Genomic DNA, 20533 nt, shown 5'->3' on the forward strand with positions numbered 1-20533 from the left:
GCCGACCGGTGCCGCAGGCGGAGTACGACACCGTACGCACCCGGACCGGCCGGTCCGGACAGCGCAGACAACCAACGCGGCCGACACGGCAGCATCAGCGGGAAGGGCGAGTCCTGGTGGCACGGGTTCGAAGGAGGGGACGCGTCGTCGGCGCCGCGCTGGCGGTGCTGCTCGGCGCCTCCCTGGCGGGGTGCAGCAGCACCGGAGGCCTGCGCGCCGAGCAGGAACGCGCCGCCGGGGCCGCCGGCGGCAAGGCCGCGGTGAACACCTCCAGGTGGACGTTCGCGATGGTCACCCACTCGGGAGACGGCGACTCCTTCTGGGACATCGTCCAGAACGGCGCCCAGCAGGCCGCCGTCAAGGACAACATCAAGTTCGTCTACGGGCATGACAAGGAGGCCCAGCGGCAGAGCGAGCTGGTGCAGTCCTACATCGACCAGAAGGTCGACGGGCTGATCGTCTCGCTCGCCAAGCCCAACGCCATGAAGGACGTGATAGCCAAGGCCGAGAAGGCCGGCATCCCGGTGATCACGGTGAACTCCGGTGCCGAGGAGTCCAAGGCGTTCGGGGCGCTCAGCCACATCGGTCAGGACGAGACGGTGGCCGGCGAGGCGGTCGGCGAGGAGCTGAACAAGCGCGGCCGCAAGAAGGCCCTGTGTGTCCTGCACGAGCAGGGCAACGTCGGCCATGAGCAGCGCTGCGACGGCGCGAGGAAAACCTTCAAGGGCGATCTGCAGAAGCTGTACGTCGACGGCACCAACATGCCCGATGTGCAGTCCTCCATCGAGTCCAAGCTGCAGGCGGACCCGGGCACCGATGCCGTCGTCACGCTCGGCGCCCCGTTCGCCGCCACCGCCGTCAAGGCCAAGGAGCAGGCCGGCAGCAAGGCCGAGATCGACACCTTCGACCTCAATGCCCAGGTCGCGGGCGGTCTCAAGGACGGCTCCCTCGGCTTCGCCGTCGACCAGCAGCCCTACCTCCAGGGTTACGAGGCGGTCGACCTGCTGTGGCTCCACAAATACAACTCCGACGTCCTCGGCGGCGGGAAGCCGGTGCTCACGGGCCCCCAGGTGATCACCAAGAAGGACGCCGCCGCGCTGCAGGACTACACGAAGCGGGGCACCCGATGAGCCGCACCGACGCACCGCCGCTGGAGCCCGCGGGCCCGCCCGCCAGGACCGCCGGCGACGAACGGCTGCTGCACCGCTCCCTGGCGCGCCGGCTGATGGGCCGCCCCGAACTGGGCTCGGTCGTCGGTGCCGCCGCCGTCTTCGTGTTCTTCTCCCTCGTCGCCGAACCGTTCCTGCGGGCCTCCAGCCTCTCCACCGTGCTCTATGCGTCCTCGACGATCGGCATCATGGCCGTGCCGGTGGCGCTGCTGATGATCGGCGGGGAATTCGATCTCTCGGCCGGTGTCATGGTCGTCAGCTCGGCACTGATCTCGTCGATGGTCAGCTACCAGATGACGGCCAACACCTGGGTGGGCGTCGGGGTGTCCCTGCTGGTCACGCTGGCCATCGGGGCCTTCAACGGGCTGCTGCTGACCCGTACAAAACTGCCCAGCTTCATCATCACGCTCGGCACCTTCTTCATGCTCACGGGGCTCAACCTCGGCTTCACCAAGCTGATCAGCGGCACCGTCTCGACGAAGTCCATCGCCGACATGGAGGGCTTCGACTCGGCCCGTAAACTCTTCGCCTCGCATCTGACCCTCGGCAACGTCGACATCCAGATCACCATCCTGTGGTGGATCGTGCTGGTCGCCCTCGCCACCTGGATCCTGTTGCGCACCCGCGTCGGCAACTGGATCTTCGCGGTCGGCGGCAACGCCGATGCCGCGCGGGCCGTCGGTGTCCCGGTCACCAAGACCAAGATCGGCCTCTACATGGGCGTCGCCTTCGCCGCCTGGGTCTCCGGCCAGCATCTGCTGTTCTCGTACGACGCGATCCAGTCCGGCGACGGTGTGGGCAATGAATTCCTCTACATCATCGCCGCGGCGGTCGGCGGCTGTCTGATGACCGGCGGCTTCGGCTCGGCGATCGGTGCCGCGGTCGGCGCCTTCATCTTCGGCATGGCCAGCAAGGGCATCGTCTACGCACAGTGGAATCCGGACTGGTACAAGTTCTTCCTCGGCGCGATGCTGCTGCTCGCCACACTCCTGAACGCATGGGTCCGCAAGCGGGCGGAGGAAAAGGCATGACAGCGCTGGTCGAGCTGGCCGACGTCAGCAAGTACTACGGCAATGTCCGGGCACTGGAAGGCGTGTCCCTGGAGGTGCACGCGGGGGAGATCTCCTGTGTGCTCGGCGACAACGGCGCCGGCAAATCCACCCTCATCAAGATCATCGCGGGGCTGCACCGGCACGACGCCGGTACCTTCACCATCGACGGGGAGGAGACCAGCCTCTCCTCCCCGCGCGAGGCCCTGGACCGCGGGATCGCCACCGTCTACCAGGACCTGGCCGTCGTCCCCCTGATGCCGGTGTGGCGGAACTTCTTCCTCGGCTCCGAGCCCACCACCGGTGCCGGCCCCTTCAAGCGGCTCGACGTCCGTACGATGCGCGAGACCACCCGCAGCGAGCTGCTGCGGATGGGTATCGACCTGCGCGATGTCGACCAGCCCATCGGCACCCTCTCGGGTGGCGAACGGCAGTGCGTCGCCATCGCCCGCGCCGTGTACTTCGGCGCCAAGGTCCTCGTCCTGGACGAGCCGACGGCGGCACTGGGCGTCAAGCAGTCCGGTGTTGTCCTCAAGTACGTCGCGGCCGCGCGGGACGCCGGACTCGGCGTGGTGTTGATCACCCACAACCCGCACCACGCCTACCTCGTCGGCGACCGCTTTGTGCTCCTCAAACGCGGCACGATGGCCGGCAGCCACGCAAAATCGGATATCGCCCTGGAAGAGCTGACCCGCCAAATGGCGGGCGGCAGCGAGCTGGAACAGCTCAGCCATGAGCTGGCCCGGAGCGCGACTCCGGAATTCCCCGGCGGTCACCGGCCCGAGTGATCATCACCGCGCCCCGCGCAGGCCCCCGGGCCGCGCGGGGCGCATTACTCTTCGTCGCGGTGCGCCGGATGCCGCCGGTGATGCACAATCGCACCGAACCAGCACATCGAGGCCCCGGCCTCCCGAGACCCCGCAGGGACGAGACGACTCTTGCGAGCACACAGCCGCCGCATGGGGGTACCACCCACGCCCATGAGGCAGTGGGGGAGCAACGGCGAAGAGGTGGGGCGATGAGCATGTACCGGGACCGGGTCCACCGGGGATCCGCCAGAGCCACCGTGCTGCGCACGGTCGGCGCCCGTGAGCGGCGCTCGCATCTGACCGCCCCCCGGGTGCCCACCGTCGGCATCGACATCGGTGGCACCAAGGTCATGGCGGGCGTCGTCGACGCCGACGGCACCATCCTGGAGAAGGTCCGCACCGAGACGCCGGACAAGTCCAAGAGCCCCAAGGTCGTCGAGGACACCATCACCGAGCTGGTGCTCGACCTCTCCGACCGGCACGACGTCCACGCGGTCGGCATCGGCGCGGCCGGCTGGGTCGACGCGGACCGCAGCAAGGTGCTCTTCGCGCCGCATCTGAACTGGCGCAACGAGCCGCTGCGGGACCGCCTCGCCGGCCGTCTCGCGGTCCCGGTCATGGTCGACAACGACGCCAACACCGCCGCCTGGGCGGAGTGGCGCTTCGGCGCCGGCCGCGGCGAGGACCACCTCGTCATGATCACGCTCGGTACGGGCATCGGCGGCGCGATCCTGGAGGACGGCGCGGTCAAGCGAGGCAAGTACGGCGTGGCCGGTGAATTCGGTCATATGCAGGTCGTCCCCGGCGGCCACCGCTGCCCGTGCGGCAACCGCGGCTGCTGGGAGCAGTACAGCTCCGGCAACGCCCTGGTGCGCGAGGCCCGCGAGCTGGCCGCGGCCGACTCCCCGGTCGCGTACAACATCATCGAGCGGGTCGGCGGCCGCATCGGCGACATCACCGGACCGCTGATCACCGAGCTGGCCCGGGAGGGCGACGCGATGTGCGTCGAGCTCCTCCAGGAGATCGGCCAGTGGCTCGGCGTCGGCATCGCCAACCTCGCCGCCGCCCTCGACCCGTCCTGCTTCGTCATCGGCGGCGGCGTCAGTGCCGCCGACGACCTGCTGATCGGCCCGGCCAGGGACGCCTTCCGGCGTAATCTCACCGGCCGCGGCTACCGTCCCGAAGCCACCCTCACCAAGGCGCAGCTGGGCCCCGAGGCCGGTATGGTCGGCGCCGCCGACCTGGCCCGCCTGGTGGCCCGCCGCTTCCGGCGCGCCAACCGGCGCCGCGTCGAGCGCTACGAACGCTACGAACGGGCGGGCCGCCGATGACCGACACCGACCTGCACACCGTGCACGACGACACGCACCCCGTCCCGCCGTCCCGCGTCAAGCGCCGGCGTCCGGTGCTGATGGCGCTGATCGTCTTTCTGCTGATCGCGATCCCGGCCGGCTATATCGTCATCTCCGCCGAACAGAGCCGGAACAGCGGCGAGGGCAAGGAGGCCGAGGCCGCCGCCACCGGCCTGACGAACGCCTTCCCCTCCAAGGTCCAGCAGCGGATCTACAACGTCCCGGTGCCGATCGGCTCCACCCCGGTCTACTACTACGAGACCAACTCCTGGCAGACCAGCTCGCTGTTCGTGCAGTTCAGGACCAACGAGTGGGGGCTTGAGCACTACCTCAACGCGGTCGGCACCAGCACCGCCGCCCTCAAGAAGAACCAGCAGACGATCCCGCCCGAACAGGCGGCGAAGGTCGGCTGGGACTTCGGCACCGACGTGCCGTGGACCGGTACGACGGCCACGGGCAAGGCACCGCACCCGTACCAGCGGATCATGGTCAACTACGACGAGCCGGGGCACCCCGTCGTCTACACCGTCTCGACCGTGAAGTTCTGAGCGGACCCCGGCCCGGACCCCGGTCCGGGGTCCGGTGCCGGATTGCTCCCGGTTCGTATCCGATGGCGACCGAGGCCTGACGCGCTTCGGCCCAGCGGGGCGGGCCGCTGAGCCGAAGCACGTCGAGTGCCTCAGCGGCTGACGGGCTCGGCCGGCGGCGCGCTGTCCCGGCCGGCGGCGGGCTCTTGGCCGGCGGCCAGGGCCGGCTCCTCGGAGGGCAGTCGCAGGAAGAGGGCGAGGACCGCGCTGATGACGTAGAGGATCACGAAGATCCATATGACGCCCTCGACGCCGAACGGGCCGATGGCCAGACCGACGATGGCCGGGCCGATGAAGGTACTGAGCCCGGCGCCGAGGTTGAGTATGGACATCGCCGCGCCCTTGTGTTCCGGGGAGAGCGACGGCATCAGCGCGGAGAGCGGGACGTATCCGGCGAGGGCGGCGCCGTAGAGCACGCTCACGAGGAGTGCGATCCCCATGTTTGCGCCGGCGGCGACCGGCACGTAGTACAGCAGCAGGGTGCTGACCGCGCAGCCGAGGCCGCCGCAGTACGCCACGGTGCGGCGCCAGCCGAGCTTGTCGCCGATCACCCCGAACAGCAGGTTCCAGATGATGTTGCTCGTGAACATCGCGCTGAGAATCGTCAGCCAGGAGCCCAGCGAGAAGCCAACGGTCTTGGTGAAGAAGAGCGGGAGGAAGACCAGGAAGCCGAACTCGGGGGCGGTGTTGATGGCGCGAACGAGGCCTCCGACGCCGATCTTGGGCTGCTGCCAGATGATGGTGATGCTCTTGAGCAGGGTGGCGACGGGATGTCCTTCGGCGCGCATCGCGCCGTGCGGTTCGCGGACCCCCAGGAGGGCGATGGCGCCGCCGAGGACGACGAGGCCGAGGGAGAGCCACAGGGTGGTGTACTGGCCGACGACGGGGATGGCCGCCTTGGCGAACAGTGAGCCGAGGGTGGGCAGGCCACCGGTGAACGCGAACCAGAACCACCCCACGGCGGTGCCCAGCCGGTGCCGGGGCGTCGCGGAAGTGATCCAGACCAGGAATCCGAAGGCGAAGAGAGGATAGCCGAAGCCGCGGAGCGTATAAGTGGCGAGCATGATCGGGTAGTTGAAGGTCGCGACGCCGAACGCGAGGAAGAACACCTGGCACACCCCCCAGATGCCGAGTCCGGCCCACATCACACGGCGCGGCCCCCACAGCTCGGACAGAGCGCCGGAGGCCCATGCGGCGACGGCGGCGGTGATGCCGTAAGCGGACAGCAGCAGGGCGACCCGCTGCGTGGAGAGCCCGTGGTCGGTCAGATACGGCGAGAGATAGCCGGACTCGACACCGTCACCGACCATGAAGAACAGCAGGCCCAGAAAACCCCAGGTCAGGGAGTGCGGTATACCGAGCCGCTCGGTCAGCTTGGGTGATGGCCCGCTGGGGATGGGGGGCGTGGAACCCACGGGGCGCCTCCTTGCGTAGGTGTCCGGACGGCCGGGGGCCGTATGCGAAGCGCGAGGTTCGAGGGGAACCTGTCGGCACCTACAGGGTCAGTACCCGTATGGAAAATATCAATAGTTGCGTTAAAAATATCGACTGAATCGTTTCCCAGGTGTTGCGCTGTCGGCCTCGAACCGGCGGCGCTCCCCGAGCCGAGCGCCGGGGGCGTCCGCTCAGTCGGTGTCGACCACCCGGACATCGGTCAGCTTGCTCATGGACGCCAGCAGATCGGCCTCGATCGGGCCGGTCAGCAGCACATGGTCGAAGGTCTCCACGCCGACCAGCCGGTGCAGCGCACTGCGGCCGACCTTGCTGCTGTCCATGAGCAGCACGCTGCGCGCACCGGCGACCCGCATCGCCCGTTTGACCGCGACGATCTCCTGTTCCTGGTGGAACGTCATGGTGGCCGTCATCGCCGAGGTGGACAGCACGGTGAGGTCCACGGAGAAGCCCGCGATCATCTCCAGTGCGGGCAGTCCGACCCACGAGTCGTGGGTACGGGAGTACTCCCCGCCGATGCACATCAGCCGGATGTCCTCCGCGTCTCGCAACTCCTCAGTGATCAGGCGGTAGTTGGTCACCACGGTCAGCGGCCCCGCCTCCGGCAGCAGCCTGGCCAACGCCAGGGCGCTGGTCGAGTCGTCGAGCATCAGGGACATGCCCGGCGTGATGAACTTCAGCGCCTCCTTGGCCAGGGCGTTCTTGTCCGTCACATGGGAGTGCAGCCGGTAGTCGGAGCTGGACTCGAAGACCGTGGAAGGCTGCGCCGAGACGCCGCCGTGGTACTTGCGCAGGATGCCGCGTTCTACCAGTTCAGTGATGTCCCGGTGCACGGTCATCAGGCTGACGCCGGTCAGCTCCGCCAGGTCGGCCGCAGTAGCGTCCCCGCGTGCGACCACATGGTCGATGATCTGCTGCTGTCGCTGCTGGCGGCGGGCACGTTTTCCCTCGTTGGTCATAGGGGCCATCCTGCCCCGCCCGGCCGGGCGGGGCATCCTCAGGTCGATATTTTCATCAGTTGAGTGATGACAATTAACTCGTTCGACGTTAATTTGAGAGGGGACCCGCGATGTTAAGGAGTGCCGACCGTGGCCGAAGCAGTGGTATTTGACATGGACGGCGTGCTCGTCGAGAGCGAGCACCTGTGGGAGGAGCTGTGGACGGCCTTCGCAGCCGAACGCGGCGCGACGTGGGGGCCCGAGCAGACCAAGAGCTGCCAGGGCATGAGCGCTCCCGAGTGGGCCGCCTTCCTCACCACGTTCGCCGGTGGCGGCGAGAGCATCGAGGCCACCGAGCGGGCAGTGGTCGACGGCATGGTCCACGCCCTGGAGCAGGGCCGTATAGACCTGTTGCCCGGCGCGCGCGCGATGGTGGCTGAGGTGGCGACCTGCGCGCCGATCGCGCTCGCCTCCTCCGCGCCGCGCCGGATGATCGACGGGGTACTGGTGCACCATGGCATCGACCACTACTTCAAAGCGACGGTCTCCAGCGCCGAGGTGGCCCGCGGCAAGCCCAGCCCGGATGTGTATCTGGCCGCCGCGGCGAAGCTGGGTGTGCCCGCCGAGGACTGCCTGGCCGTCGAGGACTCCAGCAATGGCCTGCGCGCCGCTGCCGCAGCGGGGATGACCGTGGTAGCCATCCCCAATCCCCAGTACCCGCCGGCCGCCGACGCGCTCGCCGCGGCCCGATTCAGCGCCGCCGACCATGACGCCGTACGCCGCTACCTGATCAGCCAGCTGAAGGAAGGTGACCGGGCATGACCCAGGTCCTCGCAGCGGGCGATGAATTCGTCGCCCCGGAACTGTTCATCGACGCACTGCGGGACGCCGCCCCCGGCACCGACCTCGCTTTCCGCACCCTGCGTTCTCCCTGGCCGGTCACCCCGTTCGGCCCGGTCGGGGGCGTCGACGAGGCCAGCGGCACCGAGGACGACGTCCTGGCAGCCCTGGGCGATGCCGAGATCGCCGTCACCCAGATGGCACCGTTCACCGCCAAGGTCATCGAGCAGGCGTCCGCGCTCAAGCTGATCAGCGTCTGCCGGGGCGGCCCCGTCAACGTCGATCTCGCCGCCGCCACCAAGGCCGGCGTCGTGGTCTCCTACGCCCCGGGCCGCAACGCCGCCGCGGCCGCCGAATTCGCCATCGGCCTGATGCTCGCCGCCCTGCGCCGTATCCCGGCCGCCGACACCGAGCTGAAGAAGGGCATCTGGCGCGGCGACTACTACGCCTACGACAACGCAGGCCTCGAACTCGACGGCACCACCGTCGGCCTGGTCGGCTACGGCGCCATCGGCTCGATCGTCGCCCGTGTACTGCGCGCCTTCGGCTCCCACGTCCTGGTCGCCGACCCGTACACCGATCCGGCCAGGGCCGCCGCCGACGGGGTCGAACTGGTCGCCCTCGACGAACTCCTGCGCCGCAGCGCCGTCGTGAGCCTGCACGCGCGGCTCACCCCCGAGACACGGCACCTGCTCAACGCCGACAACCTCGGCCTCCTGCCCGAGGGTGCGGTCCTGGTCAACTCCGCGCGCGGCGGCCTCCTCGACTACGCACCGCTGCCCACCCTCCTGGAGACCGGCCGCCTCGGCGCCCTCGCCCTCGACGTCTACGACATCGAACCGCCGCCCGCCGACTGGCCGTTGCACCGCGCCCCCCACGTCATCACCACCCCGCACCTGGCCGGTGCCACCCGCCAGACCGCCCACCGCGCCGCCGCCATCAGTGCCGGTGAGGCTGCCCGCTTCCTGCGCGGCGAGCCGCTGGCGTTCGTCGCCAACCCCGAAGTGCTCCCAGGGGGTGCACGATGATCGTCGGAGTCGATGTCGGCACCTCCGTCACCAAAGCCCAGCTGATCGGCCGGGACGGCCACACCACCCCCGCCCACGAGGCCCGCAGCACCGTCTACACGCTGCCGGGGAACCGCGTCGAGCAGGACCTGGACGAGGTCATCGGCACCGTCGTCACCGTGGTTCGGGCGGCGGTCGCCGACGCCCGGCGGCTCGGCCGGCCCATCGAGGCGCTGGCACTGACCGGGCAGGGCGACGGGCTGTGGCTGCGCGACGCCGCCGGAGCGAGCGTCGGCCGTGCCCTCTCGTGGATGGACGGCCGCGCCGCCGGCATCCTGGACGGCTGGACGGCCGACGGCGTCGCCCAGCACGTCCACCAGCGCACCGGCGCCGGGATGTTCCCCGGCTCGGCCGCCCCGCTCCTTGCCCACCTGGCCAAGCACGAGCCGGAGCGCTTGGCCGACGCCGCTGTCGCCGGATACTGCGTGGACGCCATCGTCCAGCGCTTCACCGGCGAGATCACCGTCGACGCCTCCGACGCCTCCCAGCCGTTCCTGAACGTCGCCACCCGCACGTACGACGAAGCGGCCCTCGACTTGTGCGGCCTGAGCTCCGGCCGGCGGCTGCTCGCCGAGCCCGCGCCGCCCGGCACGCTCTTCACCCTCCTGCCGGAGGTGGCCGCCCAGCTCGACCTGCCGCCCGGACTGCCCGTTTCCGCGGGCCCGTTCGACATCCCCGCCTGCGGATTCGGCTCCGGCCTCGCCCGACCCGGCGACGGCAACCTGATCATCGGGACGACGCTCGCCAGCCAGATGCTCACCGACGACCCGTCCCCGGCACCCGGCGACGAGCCCGCCGGCATGCTGCTCGCCACCCCTTACGAGCAGCGCTATCTGCGAGTGATGCCCGCCATGATCGGCACCGCCGGGCTCGACTGGCTGCTGAAGCTGCTGGGCGTCCGGATCGTCGAACTCGACGCCCTGCTGACCACCTCGCCCCTGGGCGCGGGCGGGGTGACCGCCCTGCCGTTCCTGTCCGCCAGCGGTGAACGCGCCCCGTTCGTCGACGCCCGCGCCCGGGGCCGGCTGGACGGCCTGTCCCCGCTGACCTCCCGCGCCGATGTCATCCGTGCCCTGTGTGAGTCCGTGGCGTACTCCGCCCGGCACTGTATGGAGACGCTGGGCGTCACCGGAGCCGTCACCGCCTGCGGCGGCGGCGCCCGGTCCGCCGAATGGGCCCGCATCGTCGCCGGCGTCCTCGGCACCGATCTGTACGTCTGCGACGACGCCGTCGGCATCCGCGGTGCCGCCCAGGTCGCCTGGGAAGCCCTCGGGCAGCCCGTCGACGCCGACCGGTGGCGCGCCCAGCGGCGTACCGTCACTGCCGATCCCGACGCGATCGAGTTCTACGCCCAGGGCTACGCCGACTACCGGCGCACCCTGGCCATTGCCCGCGAGGGCTGGTCGCGATGACCGTACCCGGCCCGCGCACCTCTAGGAGCCTTGGATGACCCGCCTGTTCAACGACCCGGCGCGCTTCGCCGACGACATGGTCACCGGCTTCGCCGCGGCGCACCCCGAGTACATCACCGCGGTCCCCGGCGGAGTCGTGCGGGCGGCGCGCCCGCGGCCCGGCAAGGTCGCCGTCCTCACCGGCGGCGGCAGCGGCCACTACCCCGCGTTCTGCGGTGTCGTCGGCCCCGGCTTCGCCGACGGCTCGGTGATCGGGAACATCTTCACCTCACCGTCCGCCGACCGCGCCCACGCGGTGGCCGTCGAGGCCGAAACCGGCGGCGGAATCCTCTTCCTCTTCGGCAACTACGCCGGGGACGTGATGAACTTCGGCCTCGCCGCCCAGCGGCTGACCGCCGACGGCATCCCCGCACAGTGCTTCGCGGTCACCGACGACATCGCCTCCGCCCCCGCCGGCGAGCTCGCTCGCCGGCGCGGCATAGCGGGCGGTTTTGTGGTGTTCAAGACGGCGAGCGCCGCCGCCGAGGAAGGCGCCTCGCTCGACGAGGTGGTACGGATCGCGGACCGCACCAATGCCCGCACCCGCACCCTCGGCGTCGCCTTCGCGGGCTGCACTCTGCCGGGCCAGTCCGATCCGCTGTTCACCGTCCCCGACGGCACACTCGGCCTGGGCCTCGGCATCCACGGCGAACCCGGCGTCAGCGAAAGCGAGTTGACCTCCGCGCACGATCTGGCACGCACCCTCGTCGACGGACTGCTGGCCGAACGCCCCCCGCACGCCGGCCCCCGCGTCGCCGTCCTCCTCAACGGCCTCGGCGCCACCAAATACGAGGAGCTGTACGTCCTGTGGGCCGGCGTCTCCCGCCTCCTGGCCGAGGCGGGGCTCGAACCCGTACGCCCCGAGGTCGGCGAGCTCGTCACCAGTCTCGACATGGCCGGCTGCTCCCTCACCCTGACCTGGCTCGACGACGAGCTGGAACGCCTGTGGCTCGCCCCCGCCGACACCCCGGCCTACCGCCGCGGAACGGTGCACCCCGCCGAACCGGCCGCGGAGGCACCGCACTCGCACCCCGGCCGCCGTGCCTCCGTGGCCGCCCCTCTCCCCACCGCCACCGGCGCCGCCGCGCAGACCGCGGACCGCGCCGTACGGGCACTGCGCGCCGCCCACCGCGTGCTGCACGAGCAGGAGGAAACCCTCGGCCGCCTCGATGCGGTGGCCGGGGACGGCGACCACGGGCGCGGTATGTGCAAGGGCGTGGACGCGGCCCTCACCGCCGCCGAACGGGCGCACGCCGAGCATGCCGCGCCCGCCGCGCTGCTCGGCACCGCCGGTGACGCCTGGGCGGCCGACGCGGGCGGCACCTCCGGCGCCCTGTGGGGTGCCGCGCTGCGGGCACTCGGCTCCGCGCTGCCCGCCGACCGGGCCGCCGAACCCAAGGAGTTGGCGGCCGGGGCCGAGCTGGCGCTTGCCACCATCACCTCCCTCGGCAAGGCAGAGCCGGGCGACAAGACCCTGGTCGACGCGCTCCAGCCGTTCGTCGCCGCATTCACCCGGCGTATCACGGCAGGCGACCCGGTGGCCGGCGCCTTCGCCCAGGCCGCCGCCGACTCCCGTACCGCCGCCGAGGCCACCGCCGAACTGCGCCCGAGGCTCGGCCGCGCCCGCCCGCTGGCCGAGCGCAGCCTCGGCACCCCCGACCCCGGGGCCATCTCCCTCGCCATGGTGCTCGAAGCCGTGGCCGACCACCCGAAGCGCTAAGGAACCACGATGACCACCGCGACCCCTCGCCCTCCGCTCCGCCTCGTCGTGGGCAGTGACGACGCCGGTCTGGAGTACAAGGAAGCCCTCAAGCGCGACCTCACCGCCGACCCCCGCGTCGCCGAGGTCACCGACGTCGGCGTCCGTGCGGACGAGCACACCGCCTACCCGCACGTGGCCGTCGACGCGGCCCGCCTCGTCGCCGAGGGCGGCGCCGACCGCGCGCTGCTCGTCTGCGGCACCGGACTGGGCGTGGCCATCAGCGCCAACAAGGTCACCGGCATCCGCGCCGTCACCGCCCACGACAGCTACTCCGTACGCCGCTCGGTCCTCAGCAACAATGCGCAGATCCTCTGTTTCGGGCAGCGTGTCATCGGCCTGGAACTGGCCCGCACCCTCGTCGACGAATGGCTCGACCAGCACTTCGACGAGCAGTCCGCATCCGCCGAGAAGGTCGCCGCGATCGGCACCTACGAGCAGACGAAACAAGCGCGTCCGTGAACGGCATGATCCAGCGCCTCGCCAAGGCCGGTACGCCGGGACGCCGGTCCGGCTGGACGACCCGGGCCGCGCCGGTGGACGCTTGCGGCACGTCGCCGGCCCTCTCAAGTGGCTCTGCCGAGCGGCTTGTTGGCGACGACGTCCAGTGCATCCCGGCAGGGTCTGCCGCGTCCGGACGCCACGCGGCTTCCTCAGCGCCCTGAACATGGCCGCCGCAGAGACGCGCGGCACCTACGCCGGGCACGGGTGCCGGTCCTCACACTGGCTTCTGCCCGGTCTCAATCGTCTTCGGTGATGAAGTCGGTCAGCGCGGCAGCGACGGCATCGGGCTGTTCATCGGGGATGAAGTGTCCTGCGTCCGGCACGACGATCCCGGTGGCGTGGTCGGCCCACGGCCTGATGGAAGCTGCCATGTCGGGGATGGAGCCGTGGCTGCTGGAGATCCCAAGGATCGGGACCGTCAGGCGCTGTTGTTCCAGCGCTTCGTGGTTCTTCTGCGCCGACTCGGCGGCGTCCCGGTAGTAGGCCAGGGATGCGCGGAGACCGCCGCCGGCGGCCACGGACGCGGCGTATTGCTCAATTTCGGCGTCGTCGAAGGTGTCGGAGGAGAGGGCCTTTACCTTCAGGAACCAGCCGACGTACTCCCGTTCGCGGCCGGCGAGCAGTGTCTCGGGCAGGTCGGGCACGAGGTGGAAGGCGAAGTGCCAGGTCTTCCACGCCTGCTCGGGGTCGGTCGGGATGGCGTCAGGGAGTGTGATGCCCGGGATGCCGGCGTCGAGCAGTGCCAGGCCACGCAGCTGGCTCTGGTACTTCAAGGCGAGGGAAAAGGCGACCCACGCGCCGATGTCGTGGGCGACCAGCCAGTATGTCGAGACTCCGAGCGCCTTGACCGCGGCGTGGACGTGCGCAGCGGCCGTGTGCGTGTCGTAGCTGATGTCCGGGCGTTCGGAGTGGCCCTGGCCCGGCAGGTCGATCGCGATGACTTGGAATCGGTCGGCCAGGTTCGGCATCACCTTGCGCCATGCCCACCAGGTCTGAGGGAACCCGGCGAGCAGCACGATGGCTGGACCGTCCGGCTGACCGCCTTCAACCGCGTGAAGCCGGACGCCGCCCGCGTCGACCCAACGGTGGGTGAAACCGGCCAGGTCGGGCAGCGGCAGGTCGCGGACCGGGTTGCCGGCGTCGCGGGGGGTGCTTGCGGGGGCGTGCGCGTGTCGCTGCGCTGTGAGGTTTGCGGGGTATCCGGCCATGATCATGCCTCCACCCTAATCCATCTTGAACTGATTAGTTCAAGATGGGATGATGGTCTCCACTAAAAGAAGGCAGAGCAGGAGGGAGGTGCCGGCATGGCAGGCAAGAAGCGGTTCGACATCGCCACGGCGCTCGATGCCGCGATGATCCAGTTCTGGCGGGCCGGCTACGCGGACACGTCGGTGGACGACCTGTCCCGGGCGACCGGGCTCAACCGCAGCTCCATCTACTCCTCCCTCGGCGACAAGGACACGCTCTTCATGCGCTGCCTGGAGCGCTACACCACGCGCTACGGAGACAAGTACGACGCCGCGTTGTCCTGCGCCGCCGACCGGCCTCTGGCAGCCGCGCGGGCATTCTTCGACATCACCCTGGAACGCATCGCGGACCCCGGTCTGCCCGACGGATGCCTGGTGGCCCAAACCGTCATGGCGGCCCCAGTGCTGAGCGCGAGCGTCGCGGCGCGTGCACGGGAGGCGATCGGCTTCCAGCACACCCGGCTACGCGCCGCGCTGAAGGCCGGCCGGCTGCACGACGAGGCGGCCGAGTACTTCGCGACCCACCTTGCGGCCGTGAACCAGTCCCTCGCCGTCATGAGCAGAGCCGGAACGAGCGCGGAGCAGCTGCGCGCCATCGTCGAGGTGACCCTCGACGCACTTGCGCAGACTCTCGGCACGAGCGACTGAGATTTGTCCGGCGAAGCGGACTTCGCCGTCTGTCTGAGCAGAACCCGCCGTGCGTCAGGGTGCGCGTCAGGGCCCCGATCAGGTCCCGCCCAACGACATCATCAAGACCGCAGGCGGCAAGAACGTCTTCGACGGCCTCGACCAGCGCTGGACCCAGGTGAACTGGGAGGCCGTGGCCAAGTCCGAGCCCGAAGTCATCATGATCCTCGACTACGGCGACCAGCCCGCCAAAAAGAAGATCGACTTCCTGAAGAATTCTCCCCACACGAAGGAATTTCCCACCGTCAAGAAGAACAACTTCTTCCTCCTCGACCACAACGAGGGAATCAGCGGGCCACCCAACATCGACGGCCTGGAGAAGTTCGCGAAGTACCTGCGCACACTCAAGAGCTGACCGTCCGGCATCTGCGGGACCGTGTCCTGCCGGACGCGGTCCCGCAGCGCTGAGCCAGGGATCCCGCCAGGAAGAGTCTGCGGACGAGTGCGAGCCGGGCGGGCACCAGGAGCATTCCGGTCATGACCATGCGCATGGGGAAGGCTGCGGGCATGTAGCGGTGCCGCATGGCGGTCACATCGACTAGGTGCACGACGGCCACCGCCACGCGGCTCACCATGGCCACTGGGACGACCACTGGATCTCATCGGAATGTTCCTACAGCAGAGATGAAATTCCCGCGCGCGCGGGAATTTTGTTGCACTCCCTGAATCGAATCGATGCGGACTGTTCCGTCGTGGAGTTGCCGCTCTGGCCGCTCTGGCCGCTCTGGCAGCGCGGCAGGTGGTCGGGAATGACGCGACCCCGGGAGCGCCGCCGCTCGACGCGGCGGCCGCTCTTCGGGGTAGATCCGTAGGGCAGCGGGACCGCACTACTTGGCGGCGTACGGGAGCAGCGCCATCTCGCGGGCGTTTTTGATCGCGCGGGCAAGCTGTCGCTGCTGTTGCGCGGTGACCCGGGTGACGCGTCGGCTGCGGATCTTGCCGCGGTCCGAGAGGAACTTCCGCAGCAGGTCGTTGTCCTTGTAGTCGATGTAGGTGATACCGGCCTGGTCCAGCGGGTTGGGGCGCGACTTGACGGGCGTGCGGGGATCGGGGCGGCGGGCCATGGCACTTCCTTTTCTCGGTCGGGTCGGTGCGGGGGAAGAGCTGGGGCGTCGGGTGCTCAGGAGACGGGGGCGAGGAGGGTGTCGAAGGATGCCGGGAGGCGCTTCCATGCCTCACGTCCGTCGGCGAACTCGTCCTCCGTCAGCAGGCAGGAGTCGAGCAGCCGCTCCAGCCCTTCGCGGTCCAGGCCGGGTGCGGTGAAGACCAGGTGCTGGCAGCAGTCGCCGTGTTCGGGATGCCAGTCGACGGCGGCGGCCGCTCGGCGCATCGGGAGAATCATGTCCCAGGCGGCGTCCGGGAGCGACGCGAGCCACGGGCTGGCGTTCTCCACGCACAGTGCGCCGCCCGCGGCGTCCCAGGACAGCAGGGTGTCGGGGCGGTCGGCGAGCCAGAACCGGCCACGGCTGCGAACGGCCGCGCAGGCCAGGTCTTCCAGCGCCTGGTAGAGCCGTTCCGGATGGAAGGGGCGCCGGCGGTGCCACACCAGGGTGGCGACTCCCGACTCCTCCGCTTCCTGTGGGAGCAGTGCGCAGGCGGGGTGCTGGGCGGCGGCGGCCGCCTCGACGTCGAATCCGGCGAACGCGGCCTCCGCGAGCTGTCGTGAGGTCACGGGCACATGGCGTGCCGTCGGGTGCAGCTGCGTGAGGACCGCACGGTCCTCGTCGTCCGCCTCCGCTCCGTCGACGAGCGCGAGCACGGGGGCGTACTCCAGCTGGCGCGCCCAGGTGTCCCCGATGGTCCGCTGATCGGTTGCGGCCGCCGCGAGTCCCGCCTTCGCCAGGTCGTCCCCATTGGCGAGGTAGGGCAGCACGAGCGCGGGGTCGACCGCAGTCATCACGTTGGAGAGCATCAGCGACTCGCCGCCGTGCGCCGCGATGACCTCGGCCATCGCCCGGGGCTCGACGGAGTCCCAGAGTTCGACCACCGCCAGCCGGTGCAGACCGCTGTCGGCCAGCCGTTGGAGCTCGGGCACCAGGTCCTCGCGCAGGGCGCAGCACGCACAGTCGTAGACGAGGGGTGCCTCGCCGGAGGACAGCTCGCCCGAGGCGTCCCGCACCGTGCGACGTACCGTGCCGTCCGTCGTGGAGAGGTCGTGGTGGAGCGCGACACTGCCACGCACGGTGTGCAGCAGCCGCAGCACGACCTGCTCGCGGGCTTCGGAGTGCAGCCCGCCGACGAGGACGACGGGGAGCCTGCCGTTCTTCGTCATCAGCGTGCCCCGCGCCGGGCGTACCGCCGCTCGAAGCGCTCGACGCGGCCGGCCGTGTCGAGTACGCGGGCCGTCCCGGTGTAGAAGGGGTGGCTTTGCGACGAGATCTCCACGTCGATGACGGGGTAGGTGTTGCCGTCCTCCCACTCGATGGTCTTGTCGCTGGTCGCGGTCGACCGGGTGAGGAAGGCAAAATCGGCCGCCTTGTCGCGGAAGACGACGGGCCGGTAGGTGGGGTGGATGCCGGGTTTCATGTCGGTGTTCCTGTCTGTGAATTCAGCTCGTGGGTCAGCGTTCGGGGTCGGGGTTCGGGGTCAGCGTTCTTCGCGGAAGCCGACGTGCCGGCCGACCACCGGGTCGTATGTGCGCAGGACCATCCGGTCAGGGTCGTTTCGCCGGTTCTTGCGGGTGACGCAGGTGTAGCCGGTCGCGGGCAGGGCGGTGCCCCAGCCGGCGATGTCGAATCCGTTCATCCCGGCGGCCGTCAGCGCTCGGCCGGCTGGGGCGCGAGCTGCTCAAGCTTCGCGTGGACGTCCCGCATGGTGGTGGTGTCGTCCAGTTCGGCGAAGAGCGACTCGTCGGCGGGGATGTCCGGGTACTGGTTCTGGAAGTTGTACAGCCACTCCATCAGATCCAGCGAGTCCACGTCGGCGAGGTGCTGGATCGGGGCGTCGGGGGTCACCTCGTCGGCGCCCGAAACGGCGGCGAGCTGCTGTGCGAGTTCCTCGACGGTGGGCAGTGCCATGGCTGGGTCCTCTCTCGTCGGCGGACAGTCCTTAGGCATGCAAGCCCCCGCTCGCAAGCGCGCCGCAACACAGGCGCCACAGCGCGATGTTGCGGAGAGTTTGCGCCGAGGGGATTGGCTCGTCCAGAGCACGACAACAGGAGCGGACGGCGCCGGTCGCGGCGCCCTCCGGACGACGTCGCGAGGGAGGGCGAGGATGGCCACGGCTGTCACCCGTACCGCGGAACCCGAAGTGCACGCGGTCCGCCACCACTACGAGGTGAGTAACGACTTCTACCGCCTGCTGCTGGGCCCCAGCATGATGTACAGCGGCGGCTACTGGGAGCCCGGCGAGGACCTGGTCGGCGCACTGGACACCGCGCAGGAGCGCAAGCTGGACGTCTTCGCGCGCCTCGCCCGCGCCGCCGGCAAGGAGCGCGTCCTGGACATCGGCTGCGGCTGGGGCACCCTCACCGACCGCCTGACCCGTCGGCACGGGGTGAAGGAGGCGGTCGGGCTTACCCTCAGTCGCACCCAGGAACGATACATCGACGGGCTGGACAACCCCTCGATCACCACGTGCGTCGAGAGCTGGTCGGCGCACAGCAACCCCGGCGCCTACGACGCGGCCTTCTGCGTCAACGCCCTTGAACATTTCGTGCCGTCCAGCCTGGCACCGCGGGAGCGGACGAAGCGCTACCGCTTCTTCTTCCAGCGGGTGCACGAGGCGCTGAAGACGGACGGGCGGTTCGTGCTGCACACGATGACCGCCGAGGCGCAGCCGATCGGCCGGGAGATCCTGGCCGACCTGAAGTTCCTTCAGCGCTCGGAGTTCACCGGGATGCACATCCCGCACCTGCATGAGCTGACCGCGGCGGCCGAGGGGCTGTTCGAGGTCGTCGAGCTGGTCAATGAGCGTGAATCCTTCGCCCGCGCCTGCCGTGCCTGGCTGGCGCGGCTGGCCGAGCGCCGTGCGGAGGCGGTCGGGCTGGAGAGCGAGGAAGTGGTGGCACGCTTCGAGCGCTACCTCGACATCTTCGCCTACACCTTGGAGGACCGCTTCTTCAACAACTTCCGGGTCGTCCTGGCCCGCAAGGGGTGAGCGGCGTGACGAGGACGACCGATGGCGCCCGCGACTTGCGGGTGGCGGTGATCGGCAGCGGCTTCTCCGGCCTCGGCACCGCAATCCGGCTGCAACAGCAGGGCATCGACGACTTCCTGGTGTTCGAGCGGGCCGATGAGGTGGGCGGCACCTGGCGCGACAACACCTACCCGGGCTGCGCCTGCGACGTGATGTCGCACCTGTACTCCTTCTCCTTCGCGCGCAACCCGCGCTGGAAGAGTACCTTCGGCAAGCAGGCGGAGCTCCAGAAGTACCTCCGTGACTGCGCCGACCGGTTCGGGGTCCGTTCGAAGATCCGCTTCCGGCACGAGCTGGCCTCTGCGCGCTGGGACGACCGGCGCAAGCGGTGGTTGCTGTCCACCACGGGCGGTGACTACACCGCGCGGGTGCTGGTGACCGGCACCGGCTACCTGAGCGAGCCGGTCGTCCCCGACACCCCCGGACTGGCCGACTTCCAGGGCGAGGTCTTCCACTCGGCCCGCTGGCGCCACGACTACGACCTCACCGGCAAGCGGGTCGCGGTCGTCGGTACCGGCGCCTCGGCGATCCAGTTCGTGCCGGCGATCCAGCCGCAGGTGGGCCACCTGGACCTCTACCAGCGCACCCCGCCGTGGATCGGCCCGAAGAACGACAAGGCCAACAGCGCGCTTCAGACGTGGATGTTGACCTCGGTGCCCGGCTATCAGCGCTTCCGGCGCGACGTCAACATGTGGGGCCGCGAGGTCCTGGCGTTCGTCATGGCCCGGCCCGCGGTCGCGTCGAAGATGCAGAAGATGGCCTCCGACCATCTGCTCAAGAGCGTGCCGGACTCGGAGCTGCGCGCCAGGCTGACCCCGGACTATGTGTTGGCGTGCAAGCGTCTGCTGTTCTCCAACACGTACTACCCGGCGATCCAGCAACCCAACGTAGAGATCGTCACCTCCGGCATCTCCAAGATCACCGCCGACGCGGTGGTCGGTCAGGACGGCACGGAGCGGCCGGTGGACGCCATCATCCTGGGCACTGGCTTCGAGGCCGTGCGCCGGCCGGTGGCCAGGCGGATCACCGGTCGCGAGGGGAGGACGCTGGCGGAGGTGTGGGACGAGGGCATGAGCGCCCACCGCGGCACCACCGTCGCCGGATTCCCCAACCTGTTCATGCTGCTCGGGCCGAACACCACGCTCGGCCACTCCTCTCAGGTGGTCATGATCGAGGCGCAGATCGCCTACCTGCTGGACGCCCTGCGGAAGATGGAGCAGCGCCGACTGGCCAGCGTGGAGGTCCGGCCCGAGGCGCAGCGTGCCTGGAACGCGGAGCTGGACGAGCGCCTGGAGGGCACCGTCTGGAACGCCGGGAACTGCCGCAGCTGGTACCTGGACGAGAGCGGCCGCAACCCCTCCATCTGGCCCACCTACACCTGGCGCTTCCGCCGCGCCACCCGCAGCTTCTCCCTCGCCGAGCACCAGCTCACCACCAGCGAAGACCTGCGGTCGGCACTGACCGGTGCCTCCTGACGACCGTACA

General features: G+C 69.9%; 22 protein-coding genes and 1 pseudogene. 14 read left to right on the forward strand and 9 right to left on the reverse strand.

Annotation, left to right across the window (positions count from 1 at the left end):
• Positions 1-116: 116 nt before the first annotated feature.
• From ACWGJY_RS17735 to ACWGJY_RS17755, 5 genes are all read left to right on the forward strand, one after another.
• Positions 117-1130: a sugar ABC transporter substrate-binding protein gene (locus tag ACWGJY_RS17735; protein ID WP_453261721.1), complete on the forward strand. Its 1014-nt coding sequence runs from the start codon at positions 117-119 to the stop codon at positions 1128-1130.
• Positions 1127-2200 (forward strand): ABC transporter permease, encoded by a 1074-nt coding sequence (locus ACWGJY_RS17740; protein ID WP_453261722.1) that lies wholly within the window; start codon positions 1127-1129, stop codon positions 2198-2200. Before ACWGJY_RS17735 ends, ACWGJY_RS17740 begins: the two co-directional genes overlap by 4 nt.
• Positions 2197-3006, forward strand: coding sequence for an ATP-binding cassette domain-containing protein (locus ACWGJY_RS17745; RefSeq protein WP_453261723.1), 810 nt, complete (start codon positions 2197-2199; stop codon positions 3004-3006). The genes ACWGJY_RS17740 and ACWGJY_RS17745 overlap by 4 nt, the downstream gene beginning before the upstream one ends.
• Before the next feature lie 230 nt (positions 3007-3236).
• On the forward strand, positions 3237-4358 hold the full coding sequence (locus tag ACWGJY_RS17750; RefSeq protein ID WP_453261724.1) for an ROK family glucokinase: 1122 nt from the start codon (positions 3237-3239) through the stop codon (positions 4356-4358).
• The gene (locus ACWGJY_RS17755; protein ID WP_453261725.1) at positions 4355-4927 is read left to right on the forward strand and encodes a hypothetical protein; all 573 of its coding nucleotides are present in this window, start codon (positions 4355-4357) and stop codon (positions 4925-4927) included. Before ACWGJY_RS17750 ends, ACWGJY_RS17755 begins: the two co-directional genes overlap by 4 nt.
• Before the next feature lie 131 nt (positions 4928-5058).
• Here ACWGJY_RS17755 and ACWGJY_RS17760 read toward each other — a convergent pair whose 3' ends face one another.
• Positions 5059-6381 carry an MFS transporter gene (locus ACWGJY_RS17760; RefSeq protein WP_453261726.1) on the reverse strand — a complete coding sequence of 441 codons (1323 nt, stop codon included), beginning with the start codon at positions 6379-6381 and terminating at the stop codon, positions 5059-5061.
• Positions 6382-6591: 210 nt separating this feature from the next.
• Positions 6592-7377, reverse strand: coding sequence for a DeoR/GlpR family DNA-binding transcription regulator (locus ACWGJY_RS17765; protein ID WP_453261727.1), 786 nt, complete (start codon positions 7375-7377; stop codon positions 6592-6594).
• 129 nt (positions 7378-7506) lie between these two features.
• Between ACWGJY_RS17765 and ACWGJY_RS17770 the strand changes: the two genes are divergently transcribed.
• Genes ACWGJY_RS17770 through ACWGJY_RS17790 form a run of 5 tightly spaced genes read left to right on the forward strand, consistent with a single transcriptional unit; the run spans position 7507 to position 12935 of the window.
• The gene (locus tag ACWGJY_RS17770) at positions 7507-8178 is read left to right on the forward strand and encodes an HAD family hydrolase (protein WP_453261728.1); all 672 of its coding nucleotides are present in this window, start codon (positions 7507-7509) and stop codon (positions 8176-8178) included.
• A complete protein-coding gene (locus ACWGJY_RS17775) occupies positions 8175-9224 on the forward strand; it encodes a 2-hydroxyacid dehydrogenase (protein ID WP_453261729.1) in 1050 nt (349 codons plus the stop codon). Before ACWGJY_RS17770 ends, ACWGJY_RS17775 begins: the two co-directional genes overlap by 4 nt.
• Positions 9221-10675 (forward strand): FGGY family carbohydrate kinase, encoded by a 1455-nt coding sequence (locus tag ACWGJY_RS17780; protein WP_453261730.1) that lies wholly within the window; start codon positions 9221-9223, stop codon positions 10673-10675. Before ACWGJY_RS17775 ends, ACWGJY_RS17780 begins: the two co-directional genes overlap by 4 nt.
• A 34-nt stretch (positions 10676-10709) precedes the next feature.
• Positions 10710-12434, forward strand: a complete 1725-nt coding sequence (locus ACWGJY_RS17785; protein ID WP_453261731.1) for a dihydroxyacetone kinase family protein — start codon at positions 10710-10712, stop codon at positions 12432-12434.
• Positions 12435-12443: 9 nt separating this feature from the next.
• Complete coding sequence (locus ACWGJY_RS17790; protein ID WP_453261732.1) at positions 12444-12935, forward strand: ribose-5-phosphate isomerase; 492 nt, start codon at positions 12444-12446, stop codon at positions 12933-12935.
• Positions 12936-13213: 278 nt separating this feature from the next.
• Here the strand turns inward: ACWGJY_RS17790 and ACWGJY_RS17795 are convergent, their stop codons facing one another.
• Complete coding sequence (locus ACWGJY_RS17795) at positions 13214-14185, reverse strand: alpha/beta fold hydrolase (RefSeq protein ID WP_453261755.1); 972 nt, start codon at positions 14183-14185, stop codon at positions 13214-13216.
• Between the two features lie 96 nt (positions 14186-14281).
• On the opposite strand from ACWGJY_RS17795, the gene ACWGJY_RS17800 reads away from it, so the two are divergent.
• Entirely contained in the window at positions 14282-14872 is a 591-nt protein-coding gene (locus ACWGJY_RS17800) for a TetR/AcrR family transcriptional regulator (RefSeq protein ID WP_453261733.1), read from the forward strand.
• A gap of 76 nt (positions 14873-14948) precedes the next feature.
• Positions 14949-15266 (forward strand): annotated as a pseudogene (locus tag ACWGJY_RS17805) (ABC transporter substrate-binding protein); the annotation flags it as partial.
• Here ACWGJY_RS17805 and ACWGJY_RS17810 read toward each other — a convergent pair.
• The 6 genes from ACWGJY_RS17810 to ACWGJY_RS17835 form a co-directional block, all read right to left on the reverse strand.
• Complete coding sequence (locus tag ACWGJY_RS17810) at positions 15256-15504, reverse strand: hypothetical protein (RefSeq protein ID WP_453261734.1); 249 nt, start codon at positions 15502-15504, stop codon at positions 15256-15258. The pseudogene ACWGJY_RS17805 and the gene ACWGJY_RS17810 overlap by 11 nt on opposite strands.
• A 234-nt stretch (positions 15505-15738) precedes the next feature.
• Positions 15739-15975: a 30S ribosomal protein S18 gene (rpsR, locus tag ACWGJY_RS17815; RefSeq protein WP_453261735.1), complete on the reverse strand. Its 237-nt coding sequence runs from the start codon at positions 15973-15975 to the stop codon at positions 15739-15741.
• A 56-nt stretch (positions 15976-16031) separates the two neighbouring features.
• The gene (locus ACWGJY_RS17820) at positions 16032-17183 is read right to left on the reverse strand and encodes a CobW family GTP-binding protein (RefSeq protein ID WP_453261736.1); all 1152 of its coding nucleotides are present in this window, start codon (positions 17181-17183) and stop codon (positions 16032-16034) included.
• On the reverse strand, positions 17183-17437 hold the full coding sequence (locus tag ACWGJY_RS17825; protein ID WP_453261737.1) for a type B 50S ribosomal protein L31: 255 nt from the start codon (positions 17435-17437) through the stop codon (positions 17183-17185). The genes ACWGJY_RS17820 and ACWGJY_RS17825 overlap by 1 nt, the downstream gene beginning before the upstream one ends.
• A gap of 60 nt (positions 17438-17497) precedes the next feature.
• Positions 17498-17656, reverse strand: coding sequence for a 50S ribosomal protein L33 (rpmG, locus tag ACWGJY_RS17830; protein ID WP_453261738.1), 159 nt, complete (start codon positions 17654-17656; stop codon positions 17498-17500).
• A gap of 11 nt (positions 17657-17667) precedes the next feature.
• Complete coding sequence (locus ACWGJY_RS17835; protein ID WP_453261739.1) at positions 17668-17928, reverse strand: hypothetical protein; 261 nt, start codon at positions 17926-17928, stop codon at positions 17668-17670.
• Positions 17929-18124: 196 nt separating this feature from the next.
• Between ACWGJY_RS17835 and ACWGJY_RS17840 the strand changes: the two genes are divergently transcribed.
• Together ACWGJY_RS17840 and ACWGJY_RS17845 are read left to right on the forward strand one after the other, a co-directional pair.
• A complete protein-coding gene (locus ACWGJY_RS17840) occupies positions 18125-19009 on the forward strand; it encodes a class I SAM-dependent methyltransferase (protein WP_453261740.1) in 885 nt (294 codons plus the stop codon).
• Between the two features lie 5 nt (positions 19010-19014).
• Positions 19015-20523: a flavin-containing monooxygenase gene (locus ACWGJY_RS17845; protein WP_453261741.1), complete on the forward strand. Its 1509-nt coding sequence runs from the start codon at positions 19015-19017 to the stop codon at positions 20521-20523.
• Positions 20524-20533 lie beyond the last annotated feature (10 nt).

It is taken from the genome of Streptomyces sp. NPDC054765, assembly GCF_053612065.1.